Here is a 17,044-nt window from a genome sequence, read left to right as displayed (position 1 = left end):
GGTGCCGACGTTGATCGAGATGTCCTTGTTCGTTGTGATTGAGGCTGTCCCTTCTACCTCCTCCCAGCAATTGCCCCCTACCCGCATGGAACTGTCCGCAGCGATGGATTCTTGGCGGCTGCCTTCAGTGCTTGTGAGCCACATTCCGCCCACTTGTATGGCTTTGGTTCCACCTGTGGACTCAGTGTGTGCCAGGGCCACATTGATGGAATAACCGGCGCCAATGGTGAGAGCCTTGGCGGCTCCCACTGTCTCCGAGGCTGTCTGAAAGAGGGTGGTAGTGACATTCCTGGCCACGGTGATGCTCTGGTTGCCCTCCACGGATTCAGAGTGACTGCCATGCGTCGTGGTGGTGCGGTTGCCTTTCACATGAAGGGTTTGGTTGCCCTCCACGAGGCTGGCGTCATCGAGTGACACCTCAAGCTGCTGATTGCCCTCCACCGTGCGCTTGCGGTCCTTCTTGACCAGGAGGTCCTCGTAGCCCCGTACCTCCTGGTCCTTGTCGTTCTCCGTGAGCAGATCCTCGTCCTTCTGCGCGTGGGCGAAGATCTCTTCCTGGCCCGCTTTGTCCTCGATGCGCGCCTCGTTGAAGCCGTTGCTGCCCAGGCTCGAGGCGCTCTTGACCGTGCTCTTCGTCCGATCTCCTGGCAGCCCGTAGGGCGTCGGGTTCTCGCCGTTGTACACGGCGCCCGCGATCAACGGCCGGTCGGGGTTGCCCTCCAGGAAGCGCACCAACACCTCCTGGCCAATGCGTGGCAGGAACAGCGCTCCCCAGGCGAGACCACCCCACGACTGACCGACGCGCACGTAGCAGGAGGACCTGTCGTCCCGCTTTCCCTCTCGATCCCAGTGGAACTGCACCTTGATTCTTCCGTGCTGATCCGTGTGGATCTCTTCCCCTCCAGGCCCTGTCACCGTCGCTGTCTGCAATCCAGGGATGTGTGGCTGGGGTGTCAGCCTTGGGGGGCGGAAGGGCACTCCTTTGGGCAGGCATTGGAAGTCGTTGTGGTACATGCCTCCGAGGCTCTCGGCTCCCCCGTGCGTGTCGGGTTGCTGGCCGGAGTGCATCACCTCTTCCACCAGGTACTGACCGCTGAACGTTCCGTCCCCGGGATGATCCGCTTCGAAGAGGTACCCAGGGCTCAGCCGTGGGCACACGCTCTGGCCTAGATGCGTCTGCGCCCCCTGCGCCTTCGCCTCCATCCGGACTTTCGCCAGCGCCGTGCCCACTCCTGGTGCCACGTACTCGCCTGGGTAGTCGTACAGCTCCAGGGCGGCCACTCCGTCCGCGCTCTTGCCTGTCGTCGAGAGGTCCAGCGCCGGCTTCTCGAAGTCATAGTCGCGCAGCATCACCGCTCCCGGCCGCAGCCGGTGCACGCGCTCCATCCGGGAGATGAACTCCTCGTCGTAGGTCCGCTGGTCTGCCTCCCTGAGCGGCAGCTTCGCCTCGCCCGGCAGATCCTTGTGCGCGTTCTCCCCATCTCCCAGCACCAGCGTGTGGCTGCCCTCGGCATGCTCGAAGAAATAGAAGATGCCCTCCGACTCGAGCAGCCGCGAGATGAAGTCGAAGTCCGACTCGCGGTATTGCACGCAGTACTCGCGCGGCGCGTAGGAGCCGCTGAGCGTGAAGCGGTGCTCCACTCCCGCCTCCCCGAGCACCTTCTTGACGATGTCCGGCACCGCCTGCTCCTGGAAGATGCGGCTCTTGCGCATCTGGCAGAGCCGCTCCAGCTTCGGCACCACCTGCACCCGGTAGCGCCAGCGGCCGCCGATCCGCCCCAGCAACTCCGTCTGCCGCACCAGCCCGTGCACGTGACGCACGGGGGCCTCGTCGATCTGCACGGTGAGCAGTGCCTGCGTGCCGGGCAGCTCCGCTAGCTCCAGCAACTGCCCATCCTTCTCGAAGAACTCGACGTGAAAGTCGTACAGCCGCGACAGCGACTCCGTGCCCGAGAAGCGGGTCACGACGAGGGATGACGCCGCGTGCGGCCCCACCTGGAGTGAGAACGCCGGCGCATTCGTTCGGGCCATTCGACTCTCCCTTGCTTGAGGGCAGGCAAGGTAAGCCGAGTAGCAGGCCAGGGCTGTACCACCTCAGGCGTACGCGCGGCCGGCTTCGAGCGGAAAGACGAAGGCTCCGCTCACTGCAGGCGGAGGTCGAAGCCGAGCCCCGCCTGGGCCGTCACGGCGAAGCGATAGCGATCGTCCCGGCCCGCGAAGAAGTAATCGCCGCCCAGGTCCACCAACCCCACCCAGCTGCCCGGTAACGCGATTCGAGCACCCACGACGGGCCCCGCGCCGTAGCTCTTGAGCCCGGGCACCAGGCTGGCTCGCAGCCCCAGGAACGGTCTCCAGGCTCCGTGGCCTGGCACGAAGCCACCCTGGAGGTGGAACGCCGGCGGATTGCCGATCAGTGCGCGCAGGCTGCCTTCCAGCGACTCCCGCCGGAAGGCGACACCCCCTCCCAGGGTCCATTGGCGATCCACGGCTTCGAAGAGGCCGAGCGCTTCTGGCCGCATGTAGAGGGGGACGGTGGGCGGAGTACGCCGAAGCGCTTCCTCTCGCTCCCGCTGGAGCTGCGCCTCTCGCACCGCGAATTCCTTCTCGGCTTCGGCCCGCTGGTGGATGACCTTGGCGAGTTCCACCAGCTCGGGTGGGAAGCGCACGGGATCCACCTGTTGCTCGGGGTGCTCGCGCGCGAGGATCTCCAGTTGCTTCCGGGCCTCCTCCACCTGTCCCTGGGCGTGCAGCGAGGCGGCCAGATAAACGAGTGTCTGCGCCTGCTGCGCGGAGGAGCGCTGGGCATCGGCCAGCTCCTGCTGGCAGAGCTGGACCGCCGCCTCATAGTCGCCATCTTCGTACAGCTGGACCTCTGTCTTTTGCGCCCAGGCGGGGCCGGACACGAGCAGGAGGAGCGCCAGCAGGAACATCCGAGGATGGAAGATCATGGCGAGGAAGGCTCAGTGGGAGAACCGAACTCCGCTGTGTGCGCCAGGGTGCCGCCGGGAGGAATGTCGAGTGTCCGTCGGTAAGGCGAGAAGGCTGGGTTGCGCAGCTCGAGCTCATGCGAGCCCGCGGTCAGCGTGTAGCTGTGCAGGGGCGGGACGCGCCCGAGCCGCTGCCCATCCACCCAGACATCCGCCCAGGCTCCCTTCACCACGATGTGAAGGGTGCCGGTGCCCGTTCGCTGCGGAGCCGGCTCGGGGGATGCGGCGGGAGGCTCGCGGGATGCGAGGGGAGCGGTGGCAGACTGCTGGGGGACGGGGGCCTTCTTCTTGGCGGGCGGCGGTATGGGCGCCGTGCGTCTGGCGGCCGCCGTGGGAAGGGGAGCGGGAGTAGGGGCCGGCTGTGTGGGCAGGGGCGAGGTGATCGCCGCCAAGGGGCTGGGCGTGTCCGCCGTGGGTTGCGTCACGGGCGGTGGGACGGGAGCCGGAGAGGCCACGATGGGAGAGGACCCCTGGACGTCTGGAGCCGGGCTCGCGGGGACGCGGCTCATGAGCAGGCCCGTCCCAGTTACCAGCACGAGCAGGCCCCCCGCCACCGCGCCCCACTTCCAGCGCGAGCCCCGCAGGGCGGGCTGGGGAGGTGCCTCCGCCTTTGGCCTGGGAGGCGGTGACACGGTCGCCGTGGGCGCCTGAGCGGGAGCGGAGCCCGACGGAGGCTTGATCACGGGGATGGAGCGGGAGGTCCCCGCCATCGAGGACAGGCTGGGGCCTTCCTGCGGCTGGAGCAGGGCTCTGAGCTCGCGCGCCACCTCGCTGGCCGAGGCGGGACGCTGCTTGGGCTCCTTCGCGAGCAACCGGAGGACGAGCGCATCCACCTCGGCGGGCACCTTCACGAGCGAGGAAGGCGCGGGCGCCGGCGTCTTCAGGTGATGGGCGACGATCTCCATGTGCGAGCGGCCCAGGAAGGGCCGCCGCCCGGTGAGCAGCTCGAAGGCGATGACGCCCACCGCGTACAGGTCCGTCTGCGGCCCCACCTCCTCGCAGAGGGCCTGCTCGGGAGCCATGTACTGGGGCGTGCCGACGATGACGTCCGAGTACGTCTGTGGCGTGGTGCCCTCGGGAGTGGCGCTGCGCTTGGCGAGCCCGAAGTCGAGCACCTTGATGTACTCGGCCCCGTTGGACTGCCGGGCGACGAAGATGTTGCTCGGCTTGAGATCCCGATGGATGACGCCCATGGCGTGCGCGGCCGAGAGCGCATCGAGCACCTCGCACAGCAGCGCGAAGGTCTCGGTGAGGGTCAGCGGCGCGCGCTCCTGGATGACCTCGTTGAGCGGGCGGCCCTCGAGGTACTCCATGACGAGGTACTGGCCAACGCCTGGCTGCTGGCCGAACCCATGGATGTCGATGATGCCGTGGTGGCGGATGGCGCTGGCCGCGCGGGCCTCGCTCAGCAGGCCACGAGCGTGGGGGCCCGTGGTCCTCTCTTCGCGGATGAACTTGATGGCCACCTTGCGGCCAATGGTGATGTGCTCACCCTCGTAGACGACCCCCATGCCACCGCTGCCGATGTACCGGCGCACCACATACTCGCCGAGCTGCTGGCCCAGCATCGGATCCGGCTGCGCGTCTGTCTTGGAGGAGAGCGCTGGCTCGGCGGTGCCCGCGGGCGTGGCCTGGGCAGCACCCGGGGTGGCGGGCTGAACCGTTTGAGTATGCTGCTCGGGCTCCAAGACTGGCACGGCCGTTCCATCACGAGGGCATGTGAGCGCTCCCGGCGGTAGGGGGTGACCGCAGGTGCTGCATGATCGAGGGGGAGGAGCACTCATGCGTGAGGAGCTTTGCTCCCGTGAGTCATATCACAAGGGGTGGTTCCCGAAGGCCGAGGGGCGGTGCCTCTGGGGCCTCTCATCGCTTCAGGTCGCTGAACGTGAGCGTCGCCGCAGGTAGCCGAGCAGCACCAGGGTCCAAAGCCATGAGGCCAGCCCTGTGGAGGAGCTCGCAGAGCAAGCCATGCCATAATAGCCACGCCGCGAAGTCGAGAAGGACACTTCGGAGCTGAGGGAGCTGGTGTTGCCTGCCTCATCCGTGGCTGTGGCCGAGGCGTGGTGCGCTCCCCACGTCAGCGGAGAGGAGGGGTTGGCTCTCCAGTCGCCTTGGTCATTCACCTGCGCCTCGCCGGCTTCCGCGCCATCGATGATGAGGGTCACGGTGGAGTAGGGCTCCGCCGTACCGGAGAAGACAGGACTCGCCGAGAAGAGTTCCTTGCCCGGGGTGGGGTCTTGGATCGTGGGGGGGGGAGGGGGATCTTCATCCACCGTGAGGATTTTCCAGGTGTAGTTTGCCCAGTCCAGGCTGCTCTCCGCGGTACGAACCTGCACACGGAAGGAGTGCTCGCCTTCGGAGAGAGAGGAATAACTCTGGGGAGAGGTGCACGGACTGAAGGGCGCTTGATCCAGGCTGCACTCGAAGCTGCTGCCCGGCTCGCTGGAGTCGAAGAAGAAGACGGCCGTGGTCTGGTAGGTGAAGGGCAGGGGGGCTGCGATGATGTTCGTTTGCGGGGCCGCTCGGGAGATAGACCAGGCGTGGCTGGCCAATTTCTGGCCCAGGTTGCCCGCCGAATCGCGCCCCCGGACCTGGAAGGTGTGCGAGCCCTCGGCGAGGCTGGGATAGACCTGGGGCGAGGTGCAGGGATTGAAGGGAGCCGCATCTACGCTGCACTCGAAACTGCCGCCTGGCTCATTGGAGTTGAAGGCGAAGGCAGCCATGGTCCGGTTCGTGATGCTCAGGGGGGCCGCGATGAGGTCCGTCTCCGGGGCCGTCAGGTCGATGCGCCAGGAGTATTGAGTGGGAGCCGGGTCCAGGTTCCCCGCTGCATCGCGAGCCTGGACCTGGAAGGTGTGCAGGCCCTCGGCGAGGCCGGAATAGGCCTGGGGCGAAGTGCAGGCGCTGAAGGGCGCCCCATCCAGGCTGCACTCGAAGCTGGCGCCGCTCTCGCTGGTGAAGGTGAAGCTGGCCGTGGTCTGGTTGTCAGACTGGGCCGGGCCTGCGCTGATGGTCGTGTACGGACCGGCCACCTCGGTGCTGGTAGCGGGGATGCTGCTGAAGCCGCCGGCAACAAGCATTCTCCCATTGGGAAGCAGCGTCGCCGTATGGTGTTGGCGGGCCTCGGCGAGAGGGGCGGTGAATCTCCAGGTGTTGGTACCCGGGTCGTACAGCTCAGTGCTGGCAAGACGGTTGGTCTGATCGGCGCCCCCGACTACGAGCACCTTGCCGTTGGGAAGCAGCGTGGCCGTATGGTACTGGCGGGCTTGGGTCAGAGGAGCGCTAACGCTCCAGGTGTTGGCATCCGGATCATACAGCTCGGTGCTGGTAAGAAGAGTGGAGGCACCTGCGCCCCCTACAACGAGCAGCTTGCCATTGGGCAGCAGCGTGGCCATAGCGCCGGTGCGGCCTTGGGCCAGAGCAGCGGCGCTGCTCCAGGTATTGCGGGCCGGGTCATACAATTCGGTGCTGGCAAGACGGTCCGTGTCACCTCCGCCACCGGCTACGAGCACCTTGCCATTGGGAAGCAGCGTGGCCGTATGGTGTTGGCGGGCTTGGGCCAGAGGGGCAGTGCTGCTCCAGGTGTTGCCGGCCGGGTCGTACAGCTCGGTGCTGGCAAGACGGTTGTTGGTCTGATCGGCGCCACCGACCACGAGCACCTTGCCATTGGGCAGCAGCGTGGCCGTATGGTACTGGCGGGCTTGGGTCAGAGGAGCGCTAACGCTCCAGGTGTTGGTATCCGGATCATACAGCTCGGTGCTGGCAAGAGCGGATGTGGCACCCACGCCTCCGACCACGAGCACCTTGCCATTGGGCAGCAGCGTGGCGGTATGGAAGCTGCGCGCCTGGGTCAGAGGTGGGCTGACGCTCCAGGTATTGGTGGCTGGGTCGTACAACTCGGTGCTGGCAATAGGGCCTGTGGTATCTCCGCCACCAGCAACGAGCACCTTGCCATTGGGCAGCAGCGTGGCCGAGTGCGCCACCCTGGCTTGCTTCATCGCCGCCGCCGAGGTCCATTGGGCCGTCGTGAGGCTGGCCGCCTGAACGAACCTGGGGGCTGGAAACTCCTCTGGGGCCGGACCGCAGGCCATCAAGAGGAGCCCCAGCAACACTGAGAAGCAGCGAGAGGGGAGCATGGGTCTCCTTCGGGACGCTGAGCCCTGTGTAGCCTTGTCGCGACGAAGGCGCTGTGAGGCAGCTTACTTTCGCGGTGTGAACGCCGTCACAGCGCCCGCAAAGACGAAGGCCCGATGCGGCAGGTGCTCGCATCGGGCCTTTGCTTTGAGGCGCCACCCGGATTCGAACCGGGGAATGAGGGTTTTGCAGACCCTTGCCTTACCACTTGGCTATGGCGCCACGAATCGGGGACGGTCTTATACGCAGGCCGGCTCGGGCCGGTCAAGGAAGCAACGAAGGAGAGGGGGTCGCAGATGCTGCACGGTTACGGACTGTTCCAGGAGGAGCACGAGGCCTTCCGCCGCACGGTGCGCGCGGTGGTCGAGAAGGAGCTGCTCCCCTTCGCCCAGGAGTGGGAGGCCCGGGAGGAGTTTCCTCGGGAGCTCTACCTGCGCTTCGGCGAGCTGGGCTTCCTCGGGCTGAAGTACCCGGAGGCGTACGGCGGCTCGGCTGCCGGGGAGCTGTACGAGGCGGTGCTCCTGGAGGAACTGGGGCGCTGCGGCTCGGGAGGCGTCTCCGCGGGACTGGCCGCCCAGTTCACCATCTCCACCGGGCCGCTCCACCTGTTCGGCACGGAGGAGCAGAAGCGGCGCTTCCTCGCGCCCGCCATCCGCGGAGAGAAGATCGGCGCCCTCGCCATCACCGAGCCCGACGCCGGCTCGGATGTCGCGGGCCTGCGCACCACCGCCGTGCGCGATGGGGAGCACTATGTGCTCAACGGCTCGAAGATCTACATCACCAACGGCGTGCGCGCCGACTTCGTGGTGTGCGCGGTGAAGACGGATCCCCAGGCCGGCCACAAGGGGCTCTCCATGATCATCGTGGAGAAGGGCACTCCGGGCTTCGGCGTGGGGCGCAAGCTGCAGAAGCTCGGGTGGCGCGCCTCGGACACGGCAGAGCTGTTCTTCGAGGACTGTCGCGTGCCCAGAGAGAACCTGCTCGGCCAGGAGGGGCAGGGCTTCTACCAGATCATGGGCAACTTCCAGTGGGAGCGCCTGTCCCTGGCGCTCGGGGCGCTCGGGGCCATGGAGGACATGCTGGAGAAGGTGGTGGTGCACGTGAAGGAGCGGCGCGCCTTCGGCCAGTCCCTCAACGGCTTCCAGGTGGTGCGCCACAAGGTGGCCGAGCTCTTCACCGAGCTCGAGTGCGCCCGTCAGCTCACGTACCACGCGCTGCGCCTCCACGTGGGCGGCCAGTACGCCGTGGCTCAAACCTCCATGGCCAAGAAGGTGGCCACCGAGACCGCGTGCCGCGTCGCCGATGCCTGCCTCCAGCTCTACGGTGGCGCCGGCTACATGATGGAGTATGACATCCAGCGTCACTGGCGAGACGCCCGCCTGGGCCCCATCGGCGGCGGCACCAGCGAGGTGATGAACGAGATCATCGCCAAGCAGCTCGGCCTGTGAGGCTCGCCGTGGGCTTGCTCAGCGAGGGGCAGGCAAGCGGGCTCGATGGAAGGGACCTGTCACACCCCGGGTTGTACTTCAGGGCAGGCTCGCGGTGGAGGACTCCATGGAACTTCGTATCCCCTGTGCCGAGCTCTATCTCAGGCTTGGGGACGACGATGTCCTCGTGCTCGACTGCCGCTCCCCGGACAACTGGGAGCAGGTCGAGTTTCATATCCCCGGCTCGCTCCGGATGACTCCCGAGGAGGTCGCTCAGGAGCTCTTCATCCTCCCGGACGATGAGCTGATCGTCCTCTGCGGCTGTGCGGAGGACTGGGAGAATGTGCTCCGCCTCTGCCAGCTGCTCCACCTGCAAGGCCGCAACGCCGTCTGCTTGGACGGGGGGATCCAGGCCTGGGTGGCCGATGGCTTCCCGACCGAACGGCACCTGTGCCCAACTCCCTCCTTGAACGGCTCGCATGCAACCGCCGAAGGGTGGTAAGCAGCGCCGTCCCACGGGAGATAACGCACCATGTCGAAGCTCCGCGCCGTCCTGATTGGCGCCACCGGCCTTGCTGGCCAGCAGTTCATCGCCGCCCTCCAGAATCACCCCTTCATTCAGCTCACCGGCCTGGCGGCCTCGCCGCGCTCGGCGGGCAAGCCCTATATCGAGGCGCTGCGCACCGCCAACGGTATGACGGCCTGGTTCGTCCCCGAGCCCCTGTCGCCCGAGGTGGCGAAGATGACGGTCCTCAGCGGCGACGCGGTGAATGCCAAGGACTATGACATCGCCTTCTCGGCGGTGGAGTCGGACGTGGCCAAGGAGCTCGAGCCCCGGCTGGCCAAGGACATCCCCGTGTTCTCGGCCGCGAGCGCCTTCCGCTACGAGGCGGACGTGCCGCTGCTGATCCCCCCCGTGAACGCCGCCCACGCGCCGCTGGTGCGCGAGCAGCAGCGCCGCCGCGGCTACAAGGGCTTCATCGTCCCCATCCCCAACTGCACCACCACGGGCCTGGCCGTCACGCTGGCGCCGCTGGCCGAGCGCTTCGGCGTCAAGGCCGTGCTGATGACGAGTATGCAGGCCATGTCCGGCGCGGGCCGCTCGCCGGGAGTCATTGGCCTGGACATCCTGGACAACGTCATCCCCTTCATCCCCAAGGAGGAGCACAAGGTGGAGGTGGAGACGAAGAAGATCCTCGGCTCGCTGCAGGCCGATGGGGCCTCCCTCTCCAGCCATGACGTGAAGGTGTCCTGCACGTGCACCCGCGTGGCGGTGCTCGAGGGCCACACCGAGTCCGTCTTCGTGTCGCTGGGCAAGAAGGCCACCGTGGACGAGGTGGTCGCCGCCATGCGCGAGTGGAAGGGCGCCGAGGTGGCTCGCGGCCTGCCGTCCGCCCCGCCGCAGTCACGGTGGATCGAGGTGCTGGACGATCCCTACCGTCCCCAGCCCCGGCTGGACCGGGACACCCATGGCGGCATGGCCACCACGGTGGGCCGCGTCCGCGAGGATGGGGTGCTGGAGAATGGCTTCAAGTACGTGCTCGTCTCCCACAACACGAAGATGGGAGCGGCCAAGGGAGCCATCCTGGTGGCGGAGCTGATGAGGGCCCAGGGCCTGCTGGGCTGACGAGCAGGCCGCCTGAATTCAGGTGCGGCCCCTGCTAGAAACCGTCTAGTGTGCGCGCCCGCTAATCTGTCCGCGCGCTGAGGAGAACCTTTCGATGGCTTACGTCGTCGCCGACCCTTGCATCAAGTGCAAGTACACCGACTGTGTCGAGGTGTGTCCGGTCAACTGCTTCTACGAGGGGGAGAACTTCCTCGTCATCCACCCGGATGAGTGCATCGACTGCGGAGCGTGCGAGCCGGTGTGCCCCTCCAAGGCGATCTTCCCGGAGACGGAGCTGCCCGCCGAGTGGGCGGAGTACAAGGCGCTGAACGCTGACTTCTCCAAGAAGTGGCCGAACATCGCGGAGAAGAAGGAGGCGCTGCCCGACGCCGAGGACTTCAAGGACAAGAAGGGCAAGCGCGCCCTGCTGAGCACCAAGCCGGGCGGGAAGTAGCCAGGCACTCCAGAGTGCTGGCGATGAGGGCTCTCCGCCTCCTGGCGTGAGGGCCCTCTGCCGTTTGGGGGCTCACTCCGCGCGCAGGGATTTCAGCCGCAGCCCGCGGGCTCCCAGCGCATCCCGGATGCGCGCGAGGTCCTCCTGCGCGAGCGGGCCATGGCGCCCCTGGATGCGCAGCGCCACCTCGCGAGGCCCCGTGCGCTCCACCTCCACCATGGCCGACAGGGGATAGCCCAGGCTCATTCGCAGGGCAGGCCGCTGGGACTGGATGAAGAACTCGATCTTCTCGATGAGCTGCAGGGTGGCCTGGACCTTGGCCTGAGGGTTCAGCGCTTCCGTGGGAGCCGGGCCCGCCCCGCCAGCCGCGAGGCGCGACTCCCCCACTGCGGGAAGGCCCTCGGCGGGAGCCGCTTCCCGTGAAGCCTCGAGAGGCCCAGGCGCGCCACGAGACGAGAGGCTCGGTGGAGGCTCGGCTCGGAACTCGCGCGCCAGCTCCCGGGAGATCAGCTCGGAGAGGCGGTGCTCCGTCTTCTCCTGAGTGGTCGTCTGGGCCTCGGAGCGAACGGTCCCCAGGCGGGAGGACTCCTGGTGCATCGCCTGGCGGGCAAGCCCGAGATTCTCTGGACTGGCGAGGGCGCTGCGCGACGTGGAGAGGACCGGCCCACTGGCGAAGGCCGCGCCGGGAGAGCGGCAAGTGCCGAGCGGAAGCGGCAGGGGGCTCTTGGGCGTTGGCGGGGCGCTTCGGGAAGGCGGCGGGGGCGGCGGCAGGGGCCTGGCTCGGGCTGGGGGCGCCGGGGGACGCGGAGCGGTGGGAGCGTAGGGCGAGGACGCAGGCGCTCCGGCCCGCTGGAGGACTTGCTGGAACTGACCAGGGGCCGGCGTGGACCGGGCCGGCTCGGGATGATCGTCGACCTTCATGGAGTGCTCCTCACGGCTGGGGTTCAGCCGTGGAGAGAGCACACGCCATGCCAGGGGGTTTGCCTCGGAGCACCCGAGGCGGTTGTCCCGTTCGTGAGACTGTCCGTCAGGAACCGTGGACGGTGCTCAGTGCCGGCCGAAGCCGCCGGGCTGGACCGGCGCCGTGCCGGTGAGCTCGTTGTACGCCGCCGGGCAGGCCGCCGTGGCATTCGGGTCCGCGAGCAGGACGCCCTCGGACCAGTCACGGTCCACGAACAGGATGGCGTCGCGAAGCTCCACGTCCGTGATGCCCTTCTTGTACTCCCAGAGCCGGCCCCGCACGAGCATCCGCGTGCCCTTGGGGAGCTGATCCAGGTTCACGTACTGCTTCTCCGCGAGCCGCGCGGTGATGTTCACACCCTTGGGCTTCTCGACGGGCGTACCGAACACCTGGATACGGCCGCTGTTCGGGTCCGGTGGGTACCACACCAGCCGGGCGATCATGGCGGGGGGCTCGTCCTCCACCGGCGCGCCCTTCTTCTTCTTGACCTTCTTTTTCTTCTCGAGCCCCGCGTCAATGAACTCGAGCCCTCCGAAGACGACAGCCCGGTCGACATAGCTGTCGCGGAAGACGGCCTCGGCGGTGCTGGCCGCGGAGCTGTTGGCTCGCAGCACCTCCACCTCGTAGCGCTCCCGCAGCACCGGCAGCGTGAACAGGAAGCTGTCGATGGGCTTCACCCCGTCGGCCAGGAAGCGCAGCTTGCTCAGGTCCATCACCGGGTAGTACGGCGCCAGCGCGGCCGCGGTGTCGAACCAGTCCTGGGGCAGCTTGCGATCGATCAGCACCCTGCGCACCATGGCCACGAAGTAGGTGGAGCCCGGGAAGCGCCCGTTGTTCAGCTGGCCGTTCAGCGCCTCGACCAGCGCGGGATCGAGATAGAAGTTCTCGTCACGCTTGTGGAGGTAGGGCGCCGTCTCTCCCAGCAGCGTCAGCAGGCCGCCGACGACCTGGACGCAGTTGGGATCCTTGCTCCCGGTGAGCAGCGCCTGGTGGATCTTCGACTTCGCGAAGCGCCGGTCCAGCTCCTCCTCTTTGAACAAGGGGGGAGCCCTCGGGTTGAAGAGCTGAGCGGAGGCCGGCAGGGACAGCAGTCCGAGAGCAAGGGCGAGCAAGACGGGTCGCATCGGCCCCAGAATATCACGGGTTCCCGGACTGCACGGTCTCCGGCTGAGGTGGGGGGCTCGGAGTGGGGGAGGCCTGGAGCACGAGCCCGGCGGCGACGAGCTCCACCACTCCGGCCACGGCGAAGAGCGCGTGCCCGCCGCCAAGCAGCGAATAGCCCGCTCCGGAGGCCGAGAACCCGATGAGGCCTCCGATGCCAAATGTGATCGCGGCGAAGAGGCCCTGGCCGGAGGCGCGCAGGTGCTCGGGGACCCGGCGCGCCATGAAGGCCACGCTGGCGACGTAGAAGACGCCGAAGCTCACGGAGTGCAGCAGGGTGAGCGCCACCAGCGGGACCGGAGACGAGACGAGCGCCATGCCCCCCCAGCGCAGCGCGCTCAGAAAGAAGGCGAGGCAGAGCAGGTGCCGGGGAGCGATGCGCTCGGCGAAGCGCGGGTAGAGGATCATGGCCGCCACCTCGGCCGCCACGCCGGCGCCCGCGGCGGTGCCCACCACCGAAGGAGACAGCCCGAGCGCCAGCACATGAATGGCGAGCATCCCGTTGAAGGGCGCGCAGGCCATCCAGTGCAGGCAGGTAGCCGCCAGCAGCCAGCGCAGATCCTTGTGGTCGCGCAGCAGCCCCAGGCCCGCCAGCGGGTGGGGCCTTGTGCCCGGAGGAGTGTGGGAGCGCAGCGAGAAGCTCCAGGCCGCGAGCGCGGTCAGCAGCCCCAGGGCCGCGATGATGGTGGAGCGATCCACCTGCCGCACCACCATCCCAAACGTGGTGGCGGAGAGGATGAAGCCCAGCGAGCCGAAGAGGCGCAGGTGGGCATAGCTGCCACCCTTCTGGGCCACATGCTTGAGCGCCAGGCTGTCGATCATGGGGGTGATCGAGGAGGCAAAGCAGGCGTAGGCAGCGAGCGCCACCACGAGCGCCGGGAAGCGCTCCAAGCTCAGCAGGGGAGCAAAGCAGAGGGCGGCGCCCACGGCGAGCAGGGTGAGCACGTGACCGAGGCGGCCGCTGCGATCGGCCAGGTGCCCCCAGAGCGGCGGGGTGAACAGGGAGGCCAGGGGCGAGAGCGCGAGGAGCAAGCCCACTTCAGTCGTAGAGAGGGCGAGCGAGCGCAGGTAGGCCGGCAGGAAGGGCTGGGTGATGCCCACCGTGCCGAAATAGAGGACGTAGAAGCCAACGAGCGGTGTCCGCCCGGCCACCTGGGGAGGGGTCATCGCGAGGTCCAGGCCCTTATCACGCTCCGCGTTTTTCCGGCTGTTTGCGCTGCGGGGATTTGTGTACCTTGCCTCCGACATGCCCGACTCGGAGACTCCAGCCCCGCCCGTCACCCTCAGCCCGGTCCAGAACGAGGCGGAGCTCATTCAAGCCCTGGCCATCCGCGAGGTGGTGTTCATCGAGGAGCAGCACGTCCCCGAGGGCATCGAGCGCGACGCCGAGGACGCGAAGGCCTACCACCTGCTGGCGTTCCAGGGCGGCCACGCGATCGGCACGGGCCGCCTGGTGATGCTGCCTCAAGCTCCGGAGGGGCAGACAGGGACGTGGGCGCAGATTGGCCGCATGGCGGTGCTCCAGGCGCACCGCAAGGCGCACGTGGGCTCCAAGCTGCTCGTGGCGCTCGAGGAGGAGGCGCGGCGCCGAGGCGTCACCGGCATCAAGCTGCACGCGCAGCTCTTCGCGCTCGAGTTCTACAAGAAGCACGGCTACGAGGCGCTGGGCGCCGTCTTCATGGAAGGCGGCATCGAGCACCTGGAGATGCAGAAGAAGCTCTGAGGCTCACCGTCGCGGCGGGCGCGGCGCGGGCGGCTGCGCGTGGCGCGGGTCCTCGGGCCAGCTGTGCCGGGGGTACTTGCGGCACAGCTCCTTACGGATGGCGGGGTAGTGCCGCTCCCAGAAGCCGGCGAGATCCGTGGTCACCTGGACGGCGCGCATGTTGGGTGCCAGCAGGTGCAGCACCAGCGGCACTCGGCCCGCGCAGACGCTGGGGCCCTGGGCCATCCCGAAGAAGTCCTGCAAGCGGGACTCCACCCAGGGCGGTTTTCCGGGCTCGTAGTGCACCTTGACGCCACGGCCGCCGGGCAGGGTGACGCGCTCGGGAGCGTGGGTGGACAGCAGCCGCGCCTGTTCGGAGCTGAGGCGCGCGTGCAGCGCATCCATCAGGGACACGCCCTCCAAGTCCGCGAAGCTGCGAGCCCCCGAGCACAGGGACGCGAGCGAGTCGCGCAGGAACGCGTTGTCCACAGTGGGGAAGTTGGCTTGAGGGAAGGCCTCGGCGAGCAGCGAGATACGGGTGCGCCACTGCGTCAGGATCTCGGGATCGACGAAGCGCTCCGGCCCGGCGGCGAGCGCGGCCTCCACCAGCACCCGAGCAGCTTCTTCGGAAGGAGGCGCGGGAGTCCGGGTCTCTTCCAGCACGAGGTTGCCGTAGGCCAGCCGGGTGATGCGCTCGACGCGGCGAGACTCGGAGTTCCACTGGAGGGCGTCCATCTCCTCCAGGGCGTCCGGGTAGAGATCCAGGAGCCATTCGGGCTCCACGGCGCTGGCCAGCCGGACGACGGCGCCTTTGCCGGGGCGCTCCTCGGCGTCGACGGCGATCATTAGCTCGGCGTCCAGTACCACGCTCATCTCGGAGAGCGTGGCGGTGCCACCTCCGAAGAGGAGGATCTCCGGGGCTCGGGGCCTGCGCCGCTTCGCCACGCGATCCGGGTAGCCGGCGAGCGCGCTGAGCATCAGCGCCTCTTCCCGGGCCTCGGGGCGCTCGGGCCGTGAGCCCTTGTCTCGCACCGCGCGGCGGAGCTGTCGCTGCACCCGGTCCACCGACTGCACCGCGCCGGGCTCCAGGGAGAGCGAGTGGAGCCGCCCCGAGGCGAAGTCCGCCCGCTCCGCCTCGCGGAAGCGCTCCAAGAGCTCCAGCAGATCCGAGGGTCCACTGACGACGGCAGCCGAGCGTCCCGGGCCGCTCAGGTTGGCGCGGGCCTCACGACGGATGTCCCGCTCGCCCATGAGCGCGGCGAGCACGGCTGCGTCAGCGCCCACGCCTCGGCGCTCGCCCTCCACGATGATGCGGGCCTGACGCGGGTGGACGGGGAAGCGCAGCAGCCGGTTGCCGATCTCCGTGACGCGGCCCTCGGAGTCCACGGCGCTCAGCCGGCGCAGCAGGGTCTCCGCGGCCTCGAGCGCGGCAGCGGGTGGCGGCTCGAAGAAGGGGAAGGAAGCCATGTCGCGGACGCCCGAGGCGCGCAGGGCGAGCACGGTCTCCGCGAGATCCACCCGGCGGATCTCCGGAGCGTCCTGCTCGGGGCGGCCGTCGAAGTCGTGCTGGGTGTAGAGGCGCAGGCAGTGGCCGGAGCGGGTACGACCGGCGCGGCCGGCGCGCTGGGTGGCGGAGGCTCGGCTCACCTTGGACAGCTTGAGCGTGGGCAGGCCGGACCAGGGCGAATGCGACGCCACACGGGCCAGTCCACTGTCGATGACCACAGCGACGCCATCAATGGTGACGGAGGTCTCGGCCACGTTGGTGGAGAGGATGATCTTCCGGCGGGAACTGCGGCGAACGGCGCGGTCCTGCTCGGCGGGAGACAGGTCTCCGTGCAGGGGGAGCACGTCCACACCGTGACGCTCGGCGAACTCGGCGCAGGCATCGCGAGCGCGGCGGATCTCGCTGGCGCCCGGGAGGAAGACGAGCACATCCCCATCGAGCCCAGCCGAGAAGACGCGCTTGATGGCCGAGAGCACCTGAGCATCCAGGTGCCGGTCATCCGCGGTGGGCAGGTACTCCATGGAGACGTCGAAGCGGCGGCCCTCGGAGCGCAGGCGGGGACAGCCGCCGAGGTAGGCGCGGATGGGCTCGGCATCCAGCGTCGCGGACATGACGACGAGCTTGAGATCGGGCCGAGCGCTCTCCTGGAGCCGGCGCAGCATCGCGAGCGACACATCCGCCGCGAGGTGCCGTTCATGGAACTCGTCGAGGACGACGATGCCCACGTCCCGCAGCTCCGGGTCGGAGAGCAGGCGGCGGCCCAGGACGCCCTCGGTGACGAAGGACAGCCGGGTCTTGGCGCCACGAACGTCCTCGAAGCGGACCTGGTAGCCCACGGTCTCGCCGACACGCTCTCCGAGCTCCTCCGACACGCGTTGAGCCGCGAGCCGGGTGGGCAGTCGCCGAGGCTGAAGGACGACGATCTCCTTGCCCTGCGCGAGTCCGGCCTCCAGCAGCGCGCGAGGCACGCGGGTGGTCTTGCCAGCGCCCGGAGGCGCCTCCAGCACGAGCGACCGCGCACCACGAAGCGTGGAGACGATCTCCGGAAGGAGCGGGTCGATGGGGAGGGCGACTTCAGCCATGGCCGGATTCTCTAACGCGTGGC

The 17,044-nt window shown here is 68.2% G+C and carries 13 protein-coding genes and 1 tRNA gene; 5 read left to right on the top strand and 9 right to left on the bottom strand.

Features of this window, described 5'->3' with window-relative positions; translation table 11 throughout:
- The 5 genes from ACJ8AT_RS17195 to ACJ8AT_RS17175 form a co-directional block, all read right to left on the bottom strand.
- The coding region (locus tag ACJ8AT_RS17195) for a type VI secretion system Vgr family protein (RefSeq protein WP_407738825.1) at positions 1 to 2,031 on the bottom strand (2,031 nt) is incomplete at its 3' end.
- A 110-nt stretch (positions 2,032 to 2,141) separates the two neighbouring features.
- Complete coding sequence (locus ACJ8AT_RS17190) at positions 2,142 to 2,948, bottom strand: tetratricopeptide repeat protein (RefSeq protein WP_407738824.1); 807 nt, start codon at positions 2,946 to 2,948, stop codon at positions 2,142 to 2,144.
- Positions 2,945 to 4,684, bottom strand: coding sequence for a protein kinase domain-containing protein (locus ACJ8AT_RS17185; RefSeq protein ID WP_407738823.1), 1,740 nt, complete (start codon positions 4,682 to 4,684; stop codon positions 2,945 to 2,947). The genes ACJ8AT_RS17190 and ACJ8AT_RS17185 overlap by 4 nt, the downstream gene beginning before the upstream one ends.
- A gap of 174 nt (positions 4,685 to 4,858) precedes the next feature.
- Positions 4,859 to 7,123 carry a kelch repeat-containing protein gene (locus tag ACJ8AT_RS17180; protein ID WP_407738821.1) on the bottom strand — a complete coding sequence of 755 codons (2,265 nt, stop codon included), beginning with the start codon at positions 7,121 to 7,123 and terminating at the stop codon, positions 4,859 to 4,861.
- Between the two features lie 148 nt (positions 7,124 to 7,271).
- Positions 7,272 to 7,343 (bottom strand) — tRNA-Cys (locus ACJ8AT_RS17175).
- A gap of 74 nt (positions 7,344 to 7,417) precedes the next feature.
- Here ACJ8AT_RS17175 and ACJ8AT_RS17170 point away from each other — a divergent pair.
- The 4 genes from ACJ8AT_RS17170 (at position 7,418) to fdxA (ending at position 10,608) form a co-directional block, all read left to right on the top strand.
- Positions 7,418 to 8,569 (top strand): acyl-CoA dehydrogenase family protein, encoded by a 1,152-nt coding sequence (locus ACJ8AT_RS17170; RefSeq protein ID WP_407738820.1) that lies wholly within the window; start codon positions 7,418 to 7,420, stop codon positions 8,567 to 8,569.
- 106 nt (positions 8,570 to 8,675) lie between these two features.
- Positions 8,676 to 9,050 carry a rhodanese-like domain-containing protein gene (locus tag ACJ8AT_RS17165; protein ID WP_407738819.1) on the top strand — a complete coding sequence of 125 codons (375 nt, stop codon included), beginning with the start codon at positions 8,676 to 8,678 and terminating at the stop codon, positions 9,048 to 9,050.
- Between the two features lie 30 nt (positions 9,051 to 9,080).
- Positions 9,081 to 10,175, top strand: coding sequence for an aspartate-semialdehyde dehydrogenase (gene asd, locus ACJ8AT_RS17160; protein WP_407738818.1), 1,095 nt, complete (start codon positions 9,081 to 9,083; stop codon positions 10,173 to 10,175).
- Positions 10,176 to 10,269: 94 nt separating this feature from the next.
- Positions 10,270 to 10,608, top strand: coding sequence for a ferredoxin FdxA (gene fdxA, locus ACJ8AT_RS17155; RefSeq protein ID WP_407738817.1), 339 nt, complete (start codon positions 10,270 to 10,272; stop codon positions 10,606 to 10,608).
- A 72-nt stretch (positions 10,609 to 10,680) separates the two neighbouring features.
- Here fdxA and ACJ8AT_RS17150 read toward each other — a convergent pair whose 3' ends face one another.
- From ACJ8AT_RS17150 to ACJ8AT_RS17140, 3 genes are all read right to left on the bottom strand, one after another.
- The gene (locus ACJ8AT_RS17150) at positions 10,681 to 11,529 is read right to left on the bottom strand and encodes a hypothetical protein (protein WP_407738816.1); all 849 of its coding nucleotides are present in this window, start codon (positions 11,527 to 11,529) and stop codon (positions 10,681 to 10,683) included.
- A 126-nt stretch (positions 11,530 to 11,655) separates the two neighbouring features.
- Positions 11,656 to 12,681, bottom strand: coding sequence for a hypothetical protein (locus ACJ8AT_RS17145; protein ID WP_407738815.1), 1,026 nt, complete (start codon positions 12,679 to 12,681; stop codon positions 11,656 to 11,658).
- Between the two features lie 25 nt (positions 12,682 to 12,706).
- Positions 12,707 to 13,897 (bottom strand): MFS transporter, encoded by a 1,191-nt coding sequence (locus ACJ8AT_RS17140; protein ID WP_407738814.1) that lies wholly within the window; start codon positions 13,895 to 13,897, stop codon positions 12,707 to 12,709.
- A gap of 79 nt (positions 13,898 to 13,976) precedes the next feature.
- Here ACJ8AT_RS17140 and ACJ8AT_RS17135 point away from each other — a divergent pair, with 79 nt between their 5' ends.
- Entirely contained in the window at positions 13,977 to 14,453 is a 477-nt protein-coding gene (locus ACJ8AT_RS17135; protein ID WP_407738813.1) for a GNAT family N-acetyltransferase, read from the top strand.
- A gap of 3 nt (positions 14,454 to 14,456) precedes the next feature.
- Here the strand turns inward: ACJ8AT_RS17135 and hrpB are convergent, their stop codons facing one another.
- Entirely contained in the window at positions 14,457 to 17,021 is a 2,565-nt protein-coding gene (gene hrpB / locus ACJ8AT_RS17130) for an ATP-dependent helicase HrpB (protein ID WP_407738812.1), read from the bottom strand.
- Between the last annotated feature and the right edge of the window lie 23 nt (positions 17,022 to 17,044).

This window comes from Hyalangium sp. (assembly GCF_045802625.1).
GTDB lineage: Bacteria > Myxococcota > Myxococcia > Myxococcales > Myxococcaceae > Hyalangium.
This window is presented reverse-complemented; position numbering and strand designations above follow the sequence as displayed.

Bases quoted from the DNA above. Each gene is read 5' to 3' on its own strand.
- fdxA (WP_407738817.1), top strand. From the start codon at position 10,270: ATGGCTTACGTCGTCGCCGACCCTTGCATCAAGTGCAAGTACACCGAC.
- ACJ8AT_RS17135 (WP_407738813.1), top strand. From the start codon at position 13,977: ATGCCCGACTCGGAGACTCCAGCCCCGCCCGTCACCCTCAGCCCGGTC.
- ACJ8AT_RS17140 (WP_407738814.1), bottom strand. From the start codon at position 13,897: ATGACCCCTCCCCAGGTGGCCGGGCGGACACCGCTCGTTGGCTTCTAC.
- ACJ8AT_RS17180 (WP_407738821.1), bottom strand. From the start codon at position 7,123: ATGCTCCCCTCTCGCTGCTTCTCAGTGTTGCTGGGGCTCCTCTTGATG.
- ACJ8AT_RS17150 (WP_407738816.1), bottom strand. From the start codon at position 11,529: ATGAAGGTCGACGATCATCCCGAGCCGGCCCGGTCCACGCCGGCCCCT.
- hrpB (WP_407738812.1), bottom strand. From the start codon at position 17,021: ATGGCTGAAGTCGCCCTCCCCATCGACCCGCTCCTTCCGGAGATCGTC.
- ACJ8AT_RS17165 (WP_407738819.1), top strand. From the start codon at position 8,676: ATGGAACTTCGTATCCCCTGTGCCGAGCTCTATCTCAGGCTTGGGGAC.
- ACJ8AT_RS17190 (WP_407738824.1), bottom strand. From the start codon at position 2,948: ATGATCTTCCATCCTCGGATGTTCCTGCTGGCGCTCCTCCTGCTCGTG.
- asd (WP_407738818.1), top strand. From the start codon at position 9,081: ATGTCGAAGCTCCGCGCCGTCCTGATTGGCGCCACCGGCCTTGCTGGC.
- ACJ8AT_RS17170 (WP_407738820.1), top strand. From the start codon at position 7,418: ATGCTGCACGGTTACGGACTGTTCCAGGAGGAGCACGAGGCCTTCCGC.